Consider the following 16,299-nt stretch of genomic DNA (forward strand, 5'->3'; position numbering starts at 1 on the left):
ATGATCGGCTCCCTCCTCATCGCCAATCGCGGTGAAATCGCCGTGCGGATCATGCGGACCTGCCGGCGCCTCGGCATCCGCACGGTCGCCGTCTTCTCCGATGCCGACCGCGATGCGCAGCATGTCGCCTTTGCCGACGAGGCCGTGCGCATCGGCCCCGCCGCCGCGCGCAACAGCTATCTGCGGGCGGAAGCCATCATGGAGGCTGCCGCCCGCAGCCGCGCGGAAGCGATCCATCCGGGCTACGGCTTCCTTTCCGAGAAGCCGGACCTCCCGCTGCTCTGCCGGCAGGCGGGGCGCATCTTCATCGGCCCCTCCGCCGAATGCATCACCGCGATGGGGCCGAAGATCGGCTCAAAGCTGATCGCCGAAAAGGCCGGCGTGCCGAGCGTACCGGGCTATGCCGGCGCGGACCAGTCGAACGCCGCGCTGGCGGAAGCGGCGGCGCGGATCGGCTATCCCGTGATGATCAAGGCCTCGGCCGGCGGCGGCGGCAAGGGCATGCGCCGCGTGTTCTCGGCCGAAGAGCTGGTGCCGGCGATCGAGATCGCGCGCGCCGAGGCGCAGGCCGCCTTCGGCGATCCCGCGCTATTAATCGAGAAACTGGTGATGCGCCCGCGCCATCTCGAAGTGCAGGTCGCCGGCGACAAGCACGGCAATGTCGTGCACCTGTTCGAGCGCGACTGCTCGGTCCAGCGCAACAACCAGAAGGTGCTGGAGGAGGCCCCCGCGCCCAATCTCGCGCCGGCGATCCGGGCGAAGCTGCTGGAGCGCGGCGTCGCGCTGGCCAAAGCCATCGGCTACGACAATCTCGGCACCGTCGAGTTCATCCTGGAGGACGGCTTCGACGAGCCCTGGTTCCTGGAAATGAACACGCGGCTCCAGGTCGAGCACCCCGTCACCGAGGCGATCACCGGCTACGACCTCGTGGAATGGCAGATCCGGATCGCCGCGGGCGAGCGGCTGCCGGCCTTGCAGCCGGAAATCCGCGAGAGCGGCCATGCGATCGAGGCCCGCATCACGGCCGAACGCGCCGACCAGGGTTTCCGGCCCGATACGGGACGGGTCGAAGGCTATGCGGAGCCGGCTTCGATCCGCGTCGATAGCGGCGTCAAGGCGGGTTCCGAGGTCACGCTGTTCTACGATTCGCTGCTCGCCAAGGCGATCGCAGCCGGACCGGATCGCGCCACGGCTTGCGCGCGGCTCGCGGCGGGCCTGCGCGATTTCGCCATTCTCGGCCCCGCGACCACCCTGCCCTTCCTGATCGACGCGGTCGAGCACCCGCTTTTCGCCCAGGGCAAGGCGACGACGCGCTTCATCGAGGACGCCTTCCCCTATGGCTGGACCGCGAAACGGCCAAGGCAGCGGCTGGCGCGCGCCGTCGCTGCCTTGCTCTGGCTGGAGAAGCGGAAGACGACCCGACCGAGCGTCGATGCCTGGAACACGCTGTCTGGCTTCCGTATGCTGGCCCCGGCCGGCGGCGTGGCGACGAGCCGCCTGATCGCCGGTGAGGAAGGCGGGGAGACGAAACTGGAGGTCCGGCTCCAGCCGGACGGACGACGCATCGTTCTCGACGCAGATGGTGAGATCGAACTGGCCCTGCGCATCGGCCCCGAGCGCTTCGAACTCTTCTTCGAAGACCGGCTACTGCGCGGAAGCCACGCCATGGCCGGGGAGCGAGTCCGGCTGACGCTTGAGGGCGAGAGCTTCGACATCAGGATCGGCAGCGAGGCACGGCCTGCGACGACGGCCGGTGGTGCCGGAGCCGGTTCAGGAGCGGTGCTCACCCCGATGCCGGGCGTGGTCGCGGAAGTCCGCGTCACACCGGGCGATCAAGTCGCGGCCGGGCAGATCGTCATCGTGCTCGAATCGATGAAGCTGTTCACGTCGCTTTCGGCCGGCGTCGACGGTGTGGTGACCGATATCGCCTGCCGACCTGGTGACACCGTCCAGGCTGGCAAGAGGCTCGTGCTGATCGAACAGGCGGTCGCGACCTAGCCGGGCCGCCAATCGCCACGAAGAGCCGGCGAGCGAAATCGGCGCCCGCATGCTCCCGACGCAGCCCCGCCAGCCCGTCAATCCATCTCGACCCGATGCGGCCCTTGCCGGATGAACGTTTCCGACGCTGCCGTTTTACCCGCTCGATCCCAGAAGCGGGACAGGCGCGCAGCGACGGGATCGGGGGAACCGCCTTGAAGCTGCCTTTGTGGGGAAGCGCGCTCAGCGCCACTCTGCTCGTCCAGGTCGTGAGCTCCTTCGCCGGAGCCGTCATCCCGCTTCTCGGCCCGCTCCTGACTCTGCGCTGGGGCCTTGCGCCAGAAAGCATCGGCTATGTTTCGGCCGTGGTCTCGATCGGCATCTGCTGGTTCCTCGCCTGCGGCAATCCGATGCTCGACCATCACGGGCCGGTCCGGGCACTGCAGATCGGGCTTGCCTGCGTCGCAGCCGGGCTCCTGCTCATGTCACAACCCTTCGCGGTGATCGGGCTTGCCGGTGCCTTGCTGATCGGGCTCGGACTCGCACCTAACACGCCCGCCGGCAGCCAGATCCTGATGCGCACCGCACCCGCCGGCCATCGGACGCTCGTCTTCTCGATCAAGCAGGCCGGCGTCCCGCTCGGCGGCGCCATCGCCGGCTTTGCCGTCGCGCCGATGGTCCTGGGGCTCGGCTTTGCCGGCGCGATCTGGGCCGTGGTCGCCGTCGTCCTGATCAGCGCGCTGGCCGTGCAACCCTTCCGGAGGAGCCTCGATGCGGAGAAGGGCACGCAGAACCGGGCCTGGGCCCGGATGTTCCTGTCGCCCTCGTCGCTTTCGCGCTCGGCGCGTGTCCTGAGCGCGCATGCCTCGCTGCCGATGCTGACAGCGCTCGGCGTCTCGTTCTCGATCTCGCAGGCCTGCATCACCGCGTTCACCGCGACCTACATGGTCACCCGGCACGGCAGAACGCTCGCGGAAGCCGGCCATCTCGTCGCGACCCTGCTCATCGCCAGCACCTTCGCGCGCATCTTTTTCGGCTGGCTGGCGGACCGGATGGGCAACGGCCTGCAGCTTCTCTGCGTGCTGGCGTTGGCTGCCGGCTCAGCCACCGCCCTGCTGATCGGCACGGCCGGCACGAACCCCTGGCTGATCTATCCCTGCATGGCTCTGGTCGGCGCAACCTCGATGGGCTGGAACGGCGTGCACATGGCGGAGCTGGCGCGGGTGTCGCCGCCCGCCCTCATCGGCGACGTGACCTCGGGGGCGAGCCTGTTCGGCTTCCTCGGCTCGATCTGCGGCCCGCTGGTCTTTGCCGTGATCGCGAACCGGACCGGCAGCTTCGACTGGCCCTTCCTGCTGGTCGCCGGTCAGCTCGCCGTGTCCGGTGCCTTCGCGCTCTGGTATCTCCGGCGCCGACCATCGGCTTGACGCCGAAGACCGCTCCAATCCGAATAACATCAGGTTATGCCTGATCCCAAATAAAGCATGAGAACAATGGAGGCTGGGCCTCTAGAGCTTGTCGGTGGAACAGGCCCCACAGCCATTCCCAGAGAGAACCAGATCACAGGCCACATCAGGACATTGCCGATGCCCCGCCTCATCACCGTCGCCGCCGCACAGTTGGGTCCTATCCAGCGGGCCGACAGCCGCAAGCAGGTCGTCGCGCGGATGATCGCGCTGCTGGAAAAGGCCAAGGCGCAGGGCGCGACATTCGCCGTGTTTCCCGAACTGGCGCTGACCACCTTCTTCCCGCGCTGGTATCATGAGGACCGCGCCGAGGCGGATCAATGGTTCGAGCGCAGCATGCCCGGCCCGGAGACGCAGCCGCTGTTCGACAAGGCGCGGGAGCTCGGTCTTGGCATGAGCTTCGGTTACGCCGAGCTGACCCCCGAGGGACGGCATTTCAACAGCTCGATCCTGGTCGACCGCAGCGGCCGGATCGTCGCCAAATACCGCAAGATCCACCTGCCCGGCCATGTCGAGTTCGACCCCGAGCGGGCGCATCAGCATCTCGAGAAGCGCTATTTCGAGCCGGGCGATCTCGGCTTCCCGGTCTGGGAATTCGAGGGCGGGTTGTTCGGCATGGCGATCTGCAACGACCGGCGCTGGCCCGAAACCTATCGCGTCATGGGCCTGCAAGGCGTCGAGATGATCGTGCTCGGCTACAACACCCCTGCCGCCAACGGGCACTCGCTCAACGAGACGAAGGCCGATCGGATGTTCCACCACCGCCTGTCGGTGCAGGCGGGGGCCTACCAGAACTCGACCTGGGTCGTCGCTGTCGCCAAGGCCGGCAACGAGGACGGCTATCCCCTCTTCGGCGGCACATTGATCGCGGCGCCGGACGGCAAGATCGTCGGCGAGCTCGACCATGAGGAGGACGGCGTGCTCGTCCATCCCTGCGATCTCGACGACACCCGCTTCGGCAAGGCGACGATCTTCGATTTCGCCAGGCATCGCCGCGTCGAGCATTACGGCTTGCTGACCGAGCGCACCGGCGTCGGCGCCCCGCTCGGAAAGCCGGAGGGCGCCTGAGCGCCCTCCTTGGCAATGTCAGCCGAACGGATCGAACGGCGTCGGAAAGCGACCGGTCGGAGCGATCTCGGCGTAAGGCGCGCGTGCCAGCAACTGCCCCTGCCCCGGCTCCGCCAGCACGCGCTCGCCGTTGAAGACGAGGCGGCCGCGCTGGTAGGTCGCCCTCGGATAACCCTGCAGCTCCATACCCTCATAGGGCGTGTAGTCGCTGCCGTGATGCTGCATGGCATTGGTGAGGGTGACGCGCAGGTTCGGATCGAACAGCACGATATCGGCATCGGCCCCGACCGCGAGCGCGCCCTTGCGCGGGGCGAGCCCGAAACGCTTTGCCGGGTTGGTCGCGACGAGATCGACGAAGCGGCGCAGGTCGATCCGCCCCTTTGCGACGCCTTCCGAGTAGAGAATGGGGAGCCGCGCCGCGAGGCCGGGCACGCCGTTCGGGATCTTGTTGAAGGGCGCGTTCTCGCCATGCTGCTTCTTGCCGCGCGGATCGTCATAGCGCAGCGGCGAATGGTCGGACGAGACGATGTCGATGACGCCGTCGCGCAGGAATTGCCAGAGCGCCTCCCGGTCGGCGGCATTGCGCAGGGCCGGCGAGATCATGAACTTCGCGCCCTCGAAGCCCGGCCGGTCCATGTCGGCCTCGTCGAGCACGAGATATTGCGTGCAGGTCTCGGCCCAGGCCCTCTGACCGCGCCCTTGAGCCCGCGCGACCTCCTCGCCGGACTGACGGCCGGAGACGTGAAAGATCTGGATCGGCGTATCCAGCGCCTCGGCCAGCGCGAGAATGCGATGCGTCGCCTCGCGCTCCACCACCATCGGCTTGGCCCAGGCGAGATGGCGCGGCGCCGTCTGGCCGGACGTCAGCAGCGCCTGCGTCAGCCAGGTGATCAGTTCGTGATGCTCGGCATGGACGCAGACGAGCGCGCCGGCACGCCGCGCCGCCGCGAGCGTCTGAAGGATCTGCGCATCACCCAGCCGATTGCTGTCATAGGTCATGAAGATCTTGACCGAGCGGTGCCCGGCCGCGACCAGCGCCGGCAGCTCCTTGTCGAGCACTTCGGGAGTCGGATCGTTGACCAGCAGGTGGAAGGCGTGGTCGATCCGGGCCTGCTTCGCCTTTTCGGCATAGGCGGCGACCGCGCCAGCGAGCGAGCCGCCGCGGATCTGCGGGGCATGGCAGACGACCGTGGTGGTGCCACCGGCCGCTGCAGAAGCCGTGCCGCTGGCGAAGCCATCGGCAATGTCGGCGCCGGAGGAAAAGGGCTGGTCGAGATGGACATGGCTGTCGACGCCACCCGGCAGGACGAGCAGGCCTTGCGCATCGACCTCCTCCTTGCCGCGTGTCAGACCCGTGCCGATCGCGGCGATGACGCCACCGGCAATGCCGATGTCGAGAGCCCCGATATCGGTGGCGGTGACAGCCGTGCCGCCGCGAATGACAAGGTCGAAATCGCTCATGGTCTTTCTCTCCATGCGGCCGGGGCCATGAATCGATGGCAGCCCGCAGCGCGCGAAACAGCAACGAGGTCAGGATGAAAACGGAACTGCGCGTCGCGCTCGGCGACAGGCTCTACGGCATCGAGCGTCCCTGGGGCGCCCTGCCCGCAACGCCGGGCCGGGTCACCGATCTCGCGGTCGGCGAGGACGGGCTCGTCCATGTCCTGCTGCGCCACGACAGCGCCGTCGACCCGCAAGGGCCTTGCGTCGTCACGCTCGCGGCCGACGGCAGTTTCGTCAGAAACTGGGGCGAAGGACTCTGCGTCGATGCCCACAAGATCGCGACAACGCCCGATGGCAGGCTCGCCATCGTCGACCGCGACGCGCATCGCATCTTCTTCTGCAATCTCGAAGGTCGCGTAGGGCAGCAGATCGGCGAGAGCCATCGGCCAGGCCAGCCGTTCAATCACCCCAGCGACATCGCCTTCGCGTCCGATGGCGGCTTCTATGTCGCGGATGGGTATGGCAACGGCCGCATCCATCGCTTCGACGCAACTGGCCGCCTGATCGCCAGCTGGGGCTCGGTCGGAACCGGGCCGGGAGCCTTCCTGACGCCACACGGCATCTGCGTGCTCAGTGACGGACGCGTCATCGTCGCGGACCGCGAGAACAGCCGCGTGCAGAGCTTCACGGCGGAGGGCACGCTTCTGGAGGTATGGGACGCTTTCCTCAGGCCGCAGGACGTCGTCGCCGATGCCGAGGACCGAATCTATGTCTGCGATTCGATCCCGACGCTGAGCGTGCTTTCGGCGGAGGGCGTACTGCTCGGCCGCTGCCGGCCGGTGCTCAACGGTGCGCACGGACTCTGGCTCGGCCCATCCGGCGACATCTTCCTGGCCGAGACCAATCCGAACCGCATCACGCGGCTTTTTCCCGTCGCGAGCTAACGCGACGGGTGACACCACCGTCATGCAGCGGACATGGCGGTGCGGTTCTGCAGGCGCGAGACCAGCCGCACGAAGGGCCAGAACATCAGGAAATAGACGATCGCCACAGCGATCAGCGGCGTCGGGTTATAGAGCAGCCCTTGGGCAAGCTGGGCCGAGCGCAGCAGTTCCTGCAAGGCGACGGCCGAGGCGATCGAGGTCTGCTTCACCAGCTCGACGGTGTTGCTGATCAGGTCCGGCAAGACGTTGCGCGTGCCTTGCGGCACCACGACATGGATCATGCTCTTGTACCAGCTCAGGCCGGTCGAGCGGGCCGCCTCGCGCTGGCCCTTCGGCACGGATTCGATGCCGGCGCGGAATATCTCGGCGAAATAGCTGGAGCCGTTGAGGGTGAGCGCCAGCACGGCGGCGGTGAACTCGTTCAGCTTCAGGCCGAGGAAAGGCAGGCCGAAGAAGATGAAGATCAGCAGCACCAAAGGCGGGATCGCCCGCATCACGTCGACATAGGCGATCAGCAGGAAGCGCAGCAGCCGGTTGGGCACATCCTGCGCCATGGCGATGGCGATGCCTGCGAGCACGGAGAGCGGCACGGCGACGGCGGCCAGAGCCAGCGTCATCCAGAAGCCTTGCAGCAGCAGCGGCCAGACTTGGCGGAGGACATCGATATTGAGGAAGGTCGTGACGAGATCGTCCATCATGACCTCGGATGCGCATAGGCGCGTTCGAGCCAGCGCGTGAAGCGCACGAAGGGCAGGAACAGCAGCAGGAAGAGGAGTGCGCCGACGGTCAGCGCGGTCGGATTGGCGACGTTGGACTGGATGCTGGAGGTCACGTTGAGCAGTTCCGGCACAGCCACGACCGAGCCCAGCGTCGTGCCCTTGCTGATGCCGATGGCGCGGTTGGTCAAAGGCGGAATCGAGATGCGCACGACCTGCGGCAGGATGATGTAGGCCAGCGTCCTGGTGAAGGAGAGACCGGTCGAGCGGCCGGCTTCCCACTGCCCCTTCGCTACGGCGTTGATACCGGCCCAGAAGATCTCCTCGGCGAAGGCCGAGAGCACGATCGCCAGCGCCAGCACGGTCGCGGTGATCGGCTCCAGCACCAGCCCGAAATAGGGCAGCGCGAAATAGGCCAGCACGATCAGCACGAGCTGCGGGATCGAGCGGAAGAAATCGATGTAGAAGATGATCAGCCAGTTCAGCGGCCGGATGCCGTAGAGCCTGAGGATCGCCAGCGCGAGGCCGAGCGGAATGCCGATCAGGACCGTCAGGATCGACATCTGCACGGTGATCAGGAAGCCGCGCAGGATGTCCGGCCAATAGGCCGCCATCAGCGAGAAATCGAAGAAATAGCGGACGATCTGGTCCATGGGTGCCGTCAGCCGTGCGAGCGCATCACGAAGTCGCGGATGCGCTGGTGCTGCGGACTGACCAGGATCTCCTGCGGCGTGCCCTCGGCCAGGATCGCGCCATGGTCCATGAAGACGACACGGTCGGCGACATCGCGCGCGAACTTCATCTCATGGGTCACCACGATCATGGTCATGCCCATCTCCTTGGTGCGGACCATGACGTTGAGGACTTCGCCGACGAGCTCGGGATCGAGTGCCGAGGTCGGCTCGTCGAAGAGCATGACCTGCGGCTCCAGCGCCATGGCCCGCGCAATGCCGACCCGCTGCTGCTGGCCGCCGGACAACTCGGCCGGATAGGCATCGGCCTTGTGGGCGAGGCCGACGACTTCGAGATGGTGGCGGGCCTTGGTCTCCGCCGCCTCCTTGCTCAGGCCCACGACCTTGCGCAGCGCCAGCGAAACGTTCCCCAGCGCGGTCTTGTGCGGGTAGAGGTGGATGCCCTGGAAGACCATGCCGATCCCGCGGCGCAACCTGTCGAGATCGACCTTGGGGCCGGTGACCTCATGCCCGCCGACGCGGATCGTGCCCGCCGTCGGCTCCTCCAACCGGTTGATGCAGCGCAGGCAGGTGCTCTTGCCCGAACCGGAGGAGCCGACGATCACGACGGCCTCGCCCTTGCCGACCTTGAGGTCGACGCCGCGCAAAACCTCGACCTGGCCGAAGCTCTTGCGCAGCCCCTCGATCGAAACGATCGTCTCGGACGACGATGCCGTCATGGCGGGCGCGGAGGTCACTTGCAGGTGGCCTTGTGCGGGGTCGCGTCATAGCCCTCGAAATCCGGCGCACCGATGCCCGGATAGATCTTGGCGGTCGAGGAATCCGCCGCCGGCTTCACCCCGAACCATTTCTCGTGGAGCTGGGCCAGCGTGCCGTCGCTCTTGATGCATTCCAGCGCCGCCTCGACCTTGGCGCGGAACGTCGCGTCCTCCTTGCGGAAGGCGATGCCGAAATTGCGGCCGCCATCGAGCACGAAGGGAACTTCCGCCATCGGCGTCTGCGTCGCGACATAGCGCGAGACAGGAGCGTCGGCGACATTGGCGAAGGCGCGCCCGATCATCACCGCCTGCACGGCGTCGGCGTTCTTGTTGTAGCGCTGGATGGTGTAGCCGTATTTGGCCTCGTTATCGGTCAGCCACTTGTCCGAGATCGAGCCGTTGTTGACGGTCAGTGCCTTGCCCTTCAGGTCATCGAGACCGGCGATTTTGCCGCCCTTCTTGACGAGAAAGCCGAGGCCCGTCGGCATATAGGGCTCGCTGAACAGCATCTGTGCCGCGCGCTCGGTCGTGATGTTGGTCGGCGCCGGGATCATCTCGTAGCGCTTGGAGAACAGGCCGGCGAAGATCGCCGAGAAGTTCGAATCCGTCACCTCGACGCCGGGGCGCCCGAGCTGCTTGGCCAGCGCGGCCGACATGTCGTAGGTGAAGCCCGTCGTCTCGCCGGTCGGCGTCTTGAAGCAGAAGGGCGCGAAGCCGAGATCGCAGGCGACCTTCAGCTTCTCGCCCTGAGGATGATCGGCATCCTGCGCCATGGCCGGCATGGCGACCATCGCGGCGAGCACGGCGCCCGCCGCAAAGGCACGCGTCAGCTTGATCGAATTCAGCTTCATGATTCCCGCTCCCGTTATGCGTGGTGGCTACACCGCGAGTGCCGCACCCCTTTCATGCAGCAATCCGGCCATGTCCAAAGGGAGCCTAACAGGGCAAAATCATGCCCAGCCAATCATTTATTGTCGGGTGGCCATAACCTGATGTTAAGCGCCGCCCTCACCTTCCTCGCCCTTTCTGGCCGGCGGCGGCGGCACCAGGCCGCGCAGAATGTCGACGAAAGCGTTCGCCGTGCGTGACAATGGCTCGAAGCGGGGCGTCAGCAGATGGGCGCGGACACGCGTCTTCGGCGCCAGCGGCCGCGAGACCAGTTCAGGCCAGGTCCGGCCGCGCAGCACAAACTCGTCGACGACGCCAACGCCGGCACCGGCCCGCACCATGGCGCAGGCGACCGGCGTGAAACGCACGACGGTGCTGATCCTGAGCGGTACGGATTTCAGGGTGAGCGCCCGGCCGACGACATCGCCATAGGGCGTCTGCGGCCCGAAGCCGATCAGCGGGTAAGGCGCCATATCGGCCGGGCGGACGACGCGCAATCGCGCCAGCGGATGGTCGCGCGGCATGATCACCATCAGTCGCCCCTCGGTGAGCACCTCCATGTCGAGCGTCGGCTCGTCGACGGGCAGGATCGAGACGCCCAGATCGGCACGGCCTGCCACAACCTTGGCGATGATCTCGAGGATCGTCAGAACCTCGAACTCGACGCGCAGATCGGGAAAGCGGTCGCGCAAGCGGGCGATCGCGTCCGGCACCAGGGTCTGGCCGACGCTCGGGCTCGCGACGATCCGCACCGAGCCGGTGCCGCGCTCGCGCAATTCCTCGGCGAGTTCGTTGACCCTGACCACGCCTTGATGGACCTGATCGACCTCCTGGAATAGGCGGCGCGCCTCAGGCGTCGGCTGGACGCGGCCGCGCACACGCTCGAACAGGCGCAGCGCCAGCCGATCTTCGGTGTAGGCGAGCAGACGGCTGATCGCGGGCTGCGAGACCGAGAGCAGACGGGCAGCGCCGCTGATCGAGCCGGTGATCATGATGGCTCGGAAGACTTCGATCTGCCGGAGATTGAGGCGCATGAGGATAACATCCGATTATGGTCGGCCGCATAATAAGCATGATTCATTTCGCGCCTAGCGCTCTAAGTTCGACCTCGTGCCGGCAACGACCGGCTCGGGAGAAGAGCGAGGCCGGCCAATGAGACGCTTTCTGACGAGCAGGGACGTCGAAGCGGCGGTTGCTGGCGGATCGGTCTTCGCGGCGGGCGGTGGTGGCTGGGCCGATCATGGCCGCATGCTCGGCACCGCCGCGGTCAATACCGGCAAGCCCGAACTCGTCACCATGGACGAAATCCCCGACGACGCGATCATCGCCACCGCCGCCGCCATCGGCGCGCCCGCCGGCACGACCGAGTGGGAGATGTGGGGCATCGACTACGTCAAGGCCGTGCAATTGCTTCAGGAAGCGCTGGGCAAGCCGATCTACGGCCTGATCATCGGCCAGAACGGCATGTCGAGCACGCTGAATGCCTGGCTTCCAAGCGCGATCCTCGGGGTCAAGGTGGTCGACGCCGTCGGCGACATCCGCGCCCACCCCACCGGCGACATGGGCTCGATCGGCCTCGCCAACAGCCCGGAAGCGACGATCCAGGTCGCGGTCGGCGGCAACCGCTCCAAGAACCAGTATATCGAGCTGGTGACGCGCGGCGCGACCGCCAAGATCTCGCCGATCCTGCGCACGGCCTCGGACATGTCCGGCGGCTTCATCGCCTCCTGCCGCAATCCCGTTTCGGCGGCCTATGTCCGCAAGAACGCGGCGCTCGGCGGCATCTCGATGGCGCTGGCGCTGGGCGAACGCATCCTCGCCGCCAAGCCGAAGGGCGGCAACGCCGTGATCGACGCGATCTGCGACGAGACCGGCGGCTCGATCATCGCGCGCGGCACCGTCGCGAAGAAGGACGTGCGCTACACCAACGAAGCTTTCGACATCGGCACGATCCAGGTCGGCACCGGCGCTGCCGCCCGCATCATCCATGTCATGAACGAGTACATGGCGGTGACCGATCTCGACGGCGCCCGCCATGCCTGCTTCCCGGACGTGATCACCACGCTCGACACCGACGGCCAGCCGGTCAGTGCCGGCCATGTCAGCGAGGGCATGGAGCTCTCGGTGCTGCGCGTGCCCAAGGACAAGATCCCGCTGAGTTCCAGCGTGACCGACCCCAGCGTCTATCCGATCGTCGAGAAGGCGCTCGGCATGAACTTCACCGATTACGCGCTCGGCCGCGAAGGCTGAACGCACTCCTTCGTCTACCCCGCAGGATCACCGGATACCCAACATGAGCGATTTCGATCTCGTCCTTCGCGGCAATATCGTGCTGTCCGACCGGATCATCGAGGATGGCTATGTCGCCGTCAGCGGCGGCAAGGTCGGCAAGGTCGGCAAGGGCAATCCACCTTCGGCGCGCGAGACCCAGGATTTCCGGGGACAGTGGATCATCCCCGGCGTCATCGATGGGCAGGTCCATTCCGGCAGCCAGGCCAACCACGAGGGCATCGGCATGTGCTCGCGGGCGGCGGCGGCGGGCGGCGTCACCGTGATGGTCGACATGCCCTATGACGAGCCGGAACCGGTCACCAGCGCCAAGCTTTTCAACGAGAAGGTCGCGGTGGTCGAGCGCGACGCCCATGTCGATGTCGCGCTCTATGCCACGATCACCATCGAGAACGGGCTTCATGCCATTCCGGGCCTGGTCGAGGCCGGCGCCTGCGCCTTCAAGTTCTCGACCTTCGAGGCCAACCCGACGCGCTTCCCCCGCATCGGCGACGACACGCTCTACGAGGCCTTCAAGCTGATCGAGCCGACCGGCCTGCTCTGCGGCGTCCACAACCAGGACCAGGAGATGACCCGGCGCAACATTGCCCGGCTGATCGAGGCTGGTGATACCGGTCCGGACGCCTTCCTGCGCGCCCATACACCGCTGGTCGAGAACCTCGCCACCGCCCGGATCTACGAGATCGGCGCCGAGACGGGCGCGCGCGCTCATGCCGTCCACGTCTCGACCTCGCGCGGCTTCGAGATCTGCAACATGTACAAGCAGGCCGGCTACAAGGCGACGGTCGAGAGCTGCGTGCAGTATTTCATGCTCAATGCGGAGGAGCATGGCCCGCGCTTCGGCGCCAAGATCAAGCATTACCCGCCGATCCGCCCGAAGGCCGAGAGCGACCTGCTCTGGAGCCATCTCGCCGCCGGCCATTGCGACTTCATCTCGTCGGATCACGTCTCCTGGGGGCTGGAGAAGAAGGGCGATCCGATGATTTTCAAGAACACCTCGGGCGGGCCGGGCATCGAGACCCTGCTGCCGGCGCTCTGGACCGGCTGCGAGGAGCACGGCCTGTCGCCGACCATCGTGGTGAAGCAGCTTTGCGAGGGGCCGGCCAAGGCCTTCCTGCTCGCCGACAAGGGCCGGCTTGAAGCCGGCGCCGATGCCGACATCACCGTGCTGGAGCCCGGCCGCTTCATCCATGATCCCGGCAAGAGCCTGTCGGCTGTGAAGTGGAGCTCGATGGAAGGCCGCGAATTCCGCGTCCGCGTCGCCGCGACCTATGTGCGCGGCCAGCTCGCCTGGGACGGCAAGGCAATCCGCAACAAGGCCGGCGACGGCCGCTTCCTGCGCCCGGCCGCGTGACCGCCATGTCGATCGATCAGGACCGGCTCTGGCGCCGCATCGAGGCGCTCTCCGCCATCACCGACCCGGAGCGTCCGTGGACGCGCCGCTCCTTCACGCCGCGCTTCCTCGAAGGGCGGGAATGGCTCGCCGCGGAATTCCGCGAAGCCGGACTGGAGACGGAACTCGACGCCGCCGGCAACCTGATCGGCCGGCTCACTGGGGCCGATCCTACGCTGAAGCCGATCCTGATCGGATCACATTCCGACACCGTCCCCTCGGGCGGGCGCTATGACGGCATTCTCGGCGTGCTCGCCGCGCTGGAAGTCGCGCAGAGCTTCAGCGAGCGTGGCGACCGCCTGCGCCATACGCTGGAGGTCGTCGATTTCCTGGCGGAGGAGCCGAGCGAGTTCGGCCTCTCCTGCATCGGCAGCCGCGCGCTCGCGGGAACGCTGACCGACGAGCATCTGGCGCTGACCCGTCCGGACGGCATGACCTTGCGCGAAGGCATCACCTTCGTCGGCGGGCGACCGGCAGAGCTGGCCTCGGTCAAGCGGCCGAGCGATGGCATCGCGGCCTATGTCGAGGTCCATATCGAGCAGGGCCGTGTGCTGGAGAACGAGCGCATCCCGATCGGCATCGTCACCGATATCGTCGGCATCCGCCGCGAACGCATCATCGTCACCGGCAGGGCCGACCATGCAGGAGCGACGCCGATGCCGCTCCGGGCCGACGCGCTGGTCGGGGCTGCGAAACTGATCGAGGCCGCCTACAAGCGCGCGCTCGCGGCTTCGCGCGACAACCAGCCGCTTGTCGCCACCTTCGGGCGCATCGAGGTCAGCCCCAACGCGTCGAATGCGGTGCCGGGCGAGGCGGTGATGACGCTCGAAGTCCGCTCCGGCAACGAGGCAGCGGTCAAGGCCTTCGGCGAAGCATTGGTGCGCGATCTGCGCCCTGCCCTCGAAGACTTGCACCTCTCCATTGCGGTCGAGCCGATCAGCCATGTCGCGCCGACGGCCTGCGCGCCAGAAGTTCGCTCGGCCATCGCGAACGCTTCGGCTTCGCTCGGCCTTGCCACGCGCGACCTGCCCAGCGGCGCCGGGCATGACGGCGTCCATATCGCCCATATCGGCCCGGTCGGCATGATCTTCGTGCCCTGCCTCGAAGGGCGCAGCCATGCGCCGGAGGAATCGATCACGCCAGACCAGGCCGGCGACGGCGCCCGGGTGCTGGCCGAGACGGTGCGCCTGCTCGACACGCAACTGGGCTGAACGCGATGGACTGGGCGGCAGGCGACCTCAAAGAGCGCGACCTCTACAAGCTCCTCGTCAACACCGTGCTGCCCCGGCCGATCGCCCTCGTCACCACGGTCGACGGGAAGGGCCGTGCCAATGCCGCGCCCTTCAGCTTCTTCAATGTCTTCAGCCACGCGCCGCCGCTGGTCGTGCTCGGCATCGAGGGGCGCAGCGGCACCGAGCCGCTGAAGGACACGATGCGCAATATCCGCGAGACCGGCAGCTTCGTCGTCAATCTCGTCGACCGGGCGATGGTCGCGGCGATGCAGGTCTGCGCCATCGACTTCCCCCGCGAGATCGACGAGATCGCGGCCGCCGGGCTCGATATCGCGGCGAGCGCCAAGGTCGCGACGCCGCGGCTTGCGGCCTCCCCCGTCCAGCTCGAATGCCGCGAAACCGTCTCGCTTTCGTTCGGCGCCAAGCATCGCAATCTCGTCGTCGGCGAGATCGTCCATCTCCATATCCGCGACGGCATCGTCGACGAGCGCCTGCATGTCGATATCGACAAGCTCGATCTCGTCGGCCGCCTGCACGGTGCCGACTGGTATCTCGGCCTGGGCGACCGCTTCCAGCAGCCGCGCCAGACACTGGATGGCTGGCGCCAGCGCGAACAGGCCCCCATTCCCGAAGGAGAGGTGTCGTGAGCGGCACGATCTACGTCATCAACCCGAATTCGACCGAGCGCGTGACCCGCGAGATCGACGTCGCCGTCGCACCGCTGCGCATGGCGGGCGGTCCGGCGATCGAATGCCTGACGCTCGCCGACGGGCCGCCCGGCATCCAGTCGCAACGCGATGTCGATGGGCTGATCCCCGCCTTGTTGAAACGCGCCGCGGGCCTCGAGGGTGAGGCCACCGCCTTCGTCGTCGCCTGTTTCTCCGACCCCGGCATGCATGCCCTGCGCGAGCAGAGCACGAAGCCGGTGCTGGGCATCGCCGAATCCGGCGTGCTGACGGCGCTGACGCTGGGCCACCGCTTTGGCATCGTCGCGATGCTCAAGAATTCGATCCCAAGGCATCTGCGCTATCTCGGCGCCATGGGCGTGATGGAGCGCTTCGCCGGCGACCTGCCGGTGAACCTCACCATCGCCGAGATGGCCGATGACGACCTCACGCTCGGCCGGATGATCAGCGTCGGCAAAACCTTGCGCGACACGCACCATGCCGATGTGCTGGTGATGGGCTGCGCCGGCATGGCGCGCTTCCGAGAACCGCTGGAGCGCGAACTCGGCGTGCCTGTCGTCGAGCCGACGCAGGCCGCCGTGACCATGGCGCTCGGGCGCGTCCGGCTGGGCTGGGGCGGGCGGCCTCTCACCGGAAGCTGAAGTCGGCTATCGCGAATAAGGCTGAATAGCATTTGCGACAAGAGATCTCCACGACCACGCCTTCGGTCGCATCACCATCCCGCGCGCCGACCGTATCCCGCACTGC

General features: G+C 67.0%; 15 protein-coding genes. 9 read left to right on the forward strand and 6 right to left on the reverse strand.

Annotation, left to right across the window (positions count from 1 at the left end; translation table 11 throughout):
* The 3 genes from AC6RIC_RS22880 to AC6RIC_RS22890 all read left to right on the forward strand — a co-directional run bounded on the left by AC6RIC_RS22880 (nt 1) and on the right by AC6RIC_RS22890 (nt 4,511).
* Nucleotides 1-1,998 carry an acetyl/propionyl/methylcrotonyl-CoA carboxylase subunit alpha gene (locus AC6RIC_RS22880; protein ID WP_499734038.1) on the forward strand — a complete coding sequence of 666 codons (1,998 nt, stop codon included), beginning with the start codon at nt 1-3 and terminating at the stop codon, nt 1,996-1,998.
* Nucleotides 1,999-2,192: 194 nt separating this feature from the next.
* A complete protein-coding gene (locus AC6RIC_RS22885; RefSeq protein ID WP_499734039.1) occupies nt 2,193-3,404 on the forward strand; it encodes an MFS transporter in 1,212 nt (403 codons plus the stop codon).
* 159 nt (nt 3,405-3,563) lie between these two features.
* Complete coding sequence (locus AC6RIC_RS22890) at nt 3,564-4,511, forward strand: N-carbamoyl-D-amino-acid hydrolase (RefSeq protein WP_488850341.1); 948 nt, start codon at nt 3,564-3,566, stop codon at nt 4,509-4,511.
* An 18-nt stretch (nt 4,512-4,529) separates the two neighbouring features.
* On the opposite strand, the gene hydA is transcribed toward AC6RIC_RS22890, so the two are convergent.
* The gene (hydA, locus tag AC6RIC_RS22895) at nt 4,530-5,972 is read right to left on the reverse strand and encodes a dihydropyrimidinase (protein ID WP_488850343.1); all 1,443 of its coding nucleotides are present in this window, start codon (nt 5,970-5,972) and stop codon (nt 4,530-4,532) included.
* A gap of 74 nt (nt 5,973-6,046) precedes the next feature.
* On the opposite strand from hydA, the gene AC6RIC_RS22900 reads away from it, so the two are divergent.
* Nucleotides 6,047-6,898, forward strand: a complete 852-nt coding sequence (locus AC6RIC_RS22900; protein ID WP_499734040.1) for an NHL repeat-containing protein — start codon at nt 6,047-6,049, stop codon at nt 6,896-6,898.
* Between the two features lie 20 nt (nt 6,899-6,918).
* Here AC6RIC_RS22900 and AC6RIC_RS22905 read toward each other — a convergent pair whose 3' ends face one another.
* From AC6RIC_RS22905 to AC6RIC_RS22925, 5 genes are all read right to left on the reverse strand, one after another.
* Nucleotides 6,919-7,596: an amino acid ABC transporter permease gene (locus tag AC6RIC_RS22905; protein WP_499734041.1), complete on the reverse strand. Its 678-nt coding sequence runs from the start codon at nt 7,594-7,596 to the stop codon at nt 6,919-6,921.
* Nucleotides 7,593-8,267 (reverse strand): amino acid ABC transporter permease, encoded by a 675-nt coding sequence (locus AC6RIC_RS22910; protein ID WP_454658329.1) that lies wholly within the window; start codon nt 8,265-8,267, stop codon nt 7,593-7,595. Before AC6RIC_RS22910 ends, AC6RIC_RS22905 begins: the two co-directional genes overlap by 4 nt.
* An 8-nt stretch (nt 8,268-8,275) precedes the next feature.
* The gene (locus tag AC6RIC_RS22915) at nt 8,276-9,025 is read right to left on the reverse strand and encodes an amino acid ABC transporter ATP-binding protein (RefSeq protein ID WP_499734042.1); all 750 of its coding nucleotides are present in this window, start codon (nt 9,023-9,025) and stop codon (nt 8,276-8,278) included.
* Between the two features lie 14 nt (nt 9,026-9,039).
* A complete protein-coding gene (locus AC6RIC_RS22920; RefSeq protein ID WP_499734043.1) occupies nt 9,040-9,915 on the reverse strand; it encodes a substrate-binding periplasmic protein in 876 nt (291 codons plus the stop codon).
* Between the two features lie 144 nt (nt 9,916-10,059).
* Nucleotides 10,060-10,986 (reverse strand): LysR family transcriptional regulator, encoded by a 927-nt coding sequence (locus AC6RIC_RS22925; RefSeq protein ID WP_499734044.1) that lies wholly within the window; start codon nt 10,984-10,986, stop codon nt 10,060-10,062.
* Nucleotides 10,987-11,104: 118 nt separating this feature from the next.
* Here AC6RIC_RS22925 and ertC point away from each other — a divergent pair, with 118 nt between their 5' ends.
* Genes ertC through AC6RIC_RS22950 form a run of 5 tightly spaced genes read left to right on the forward strand, consistent with a single transcriptional unit; the run spans nt 11,105 to nt 16,193 of the window.
* Nucleotides 11,105-12,202, forward strand: a complete 1,098-nt coding sequence (gene ertC, locus AC6RIC_RS22930; RefSeq protein WP_499734045.1) for a thiohydantoin desulfurase — start codon at nt 11,105-11,107, stop codon at nt 12,200-12,202.
* A 43-nt stretch (nt 12,203-12,245) separates the two neighbouring features.
* Nucleotides 12,246-13,595, forward strand: a complete 1,350-nt coding sequence (ertD, locus tag AC6RIC_RS22935) for a hydantoin-5-propionate amidohydrolase (protein WP_499734046.1) — start codon at nt 12,246-12,248, stop codon at nt 13,593-13,595.
* 5 nt (nt 13,596-13,600) lie between these two features.
* The gene (gene ertE / locus AC6RIC_RS22940) at nt 13,601-14,845 is read left to right on the forward strand and encodes an N-carbamyl-l-glutamate amidohydrolase ErtE (protein ID WP_499734047.1); all 1,245 of its coding nucleotides are present in this window, start codon (nt 13,601-13,603) and stop codon (nt 14,843-14,845) included.
* Between the two features lie 5 nt (nt 14,846-14,850).
* Nucleotides 14,851-15,513 (forward strand): flavin reductase family protein, encoded by a 663-nt coding sequence (locus AC6RIC_RS22945; RefSeq protein ID WP_499734048.1) that lies wholly within the window; start codon nt 14,851-14,853, stop codon nt 15,511-15,513.
* Entirely contained in the window at nt 15,510-16,193 is a 684-nt protein-coding gene (locus tag AC6RIC_RS22950) for an aspartate/glutamate racemase family protein (protein ID WP_499734049.1), read from the forward strand. The genes AC6RIC_RS22945 and AC6RIC_RS22950 overlap by 4 nt, the downstream gene beginning before the upstream one ends.
* The last annotated feature ends 106 nt before the right edge of the window (nt 16,194-16,299 follow it).

This window comes from Allobosea sp. TBD101, assembly GCF_059817965.1.

Coding starts and splice junctions, on each gene's coding strand:
- AC6RIC_RS22880 (WP_499734038.1), top strand. CDS start 1: ATGATCGGCTCCCTCCTCATCGCCAATCGCGGTGAAATCGCCGTGCGG.
- AC6RIC_RS22890 (WP_488850341.1), top strand. CDS start 3,564: ATGCCCCGCCTCATCACCGTCGCCGCCGCACAGTTGGGTCCTATCCAG.
- hydA (WP_488850343.1), bottom strand. CDS start 5,972: ATGAGCGATTTCGACCTTGTCATTCGCGGCGGCACGGCTGTCACCGCC.
- AC6RIC_RS22900 (WP_499734040.1), top strand. CDS start 6,047: ATGAAAACGGAACTGCGCGTCGCGCTCGGCGACAGGCTCTACGGCATC.
- AC6RIC_RS22905 (WP_499734041.1), bottom strand. CDS start 7,596: ATGATGGACGATCTCGTCACGACCTTCCTCAATATCGATGTCCTCCGC.
- AC6RIC_RS22910 (WP_454658329.1), bottom strand. CDS start 8,267: ATGGACCAGATCGTCCGCTATTTCTTCGATTTCTCGCTGATGGCGGCC.
- AC6RIC_RS22915 (WP_499734042.1), bottom strand. CDS start 9,025: ATGACGGCATCGTCGTCCGAGACGATCGTTTCGATCGAGGGGCTGCGC.
- AC6RIC_RS22920 (WP_499734043.1), bottom strand. CDS start 9,915: ATGAAGCTGAATTCGATCAAGCTGACGCGTGCCTTTGCGGCGGGCGCC.
- AC6RIC_RS22925 (WP_499734044.1), bottom strand. CDS start 10,986: ATGCGCCTCAATCTCCGGCAGATCGAAGTCTTCCGAGCCATCATGATC.
- ertC (WP_499734045.1), top strand. CDS start 11,105: ATGAGACGCTTTCTGACGAGCAGGGACGTCGAAGCGGCGGTTGCTGGC.
- ertD (WP_499734046.1), top strand. CDS start 12,246: ATGAGCGATTTCGATCTCGTCCTTCGCGGCAATATCGTGCTGTCCGAC.
- ertE (WP_499734047.1), top strand. CDS start 13,601: ATGTCGATCGATCAGGACCGGCTCTGGCGCCGCATCGAGGCGCTCTCC.
- AC6RIC_RS22945 (WP_499734048.1), top strand. CDS start 14,851: ATGGACTGGGCGGCAGGCGACCTCAAAGAGCGCGACCTCTACAAGCTC.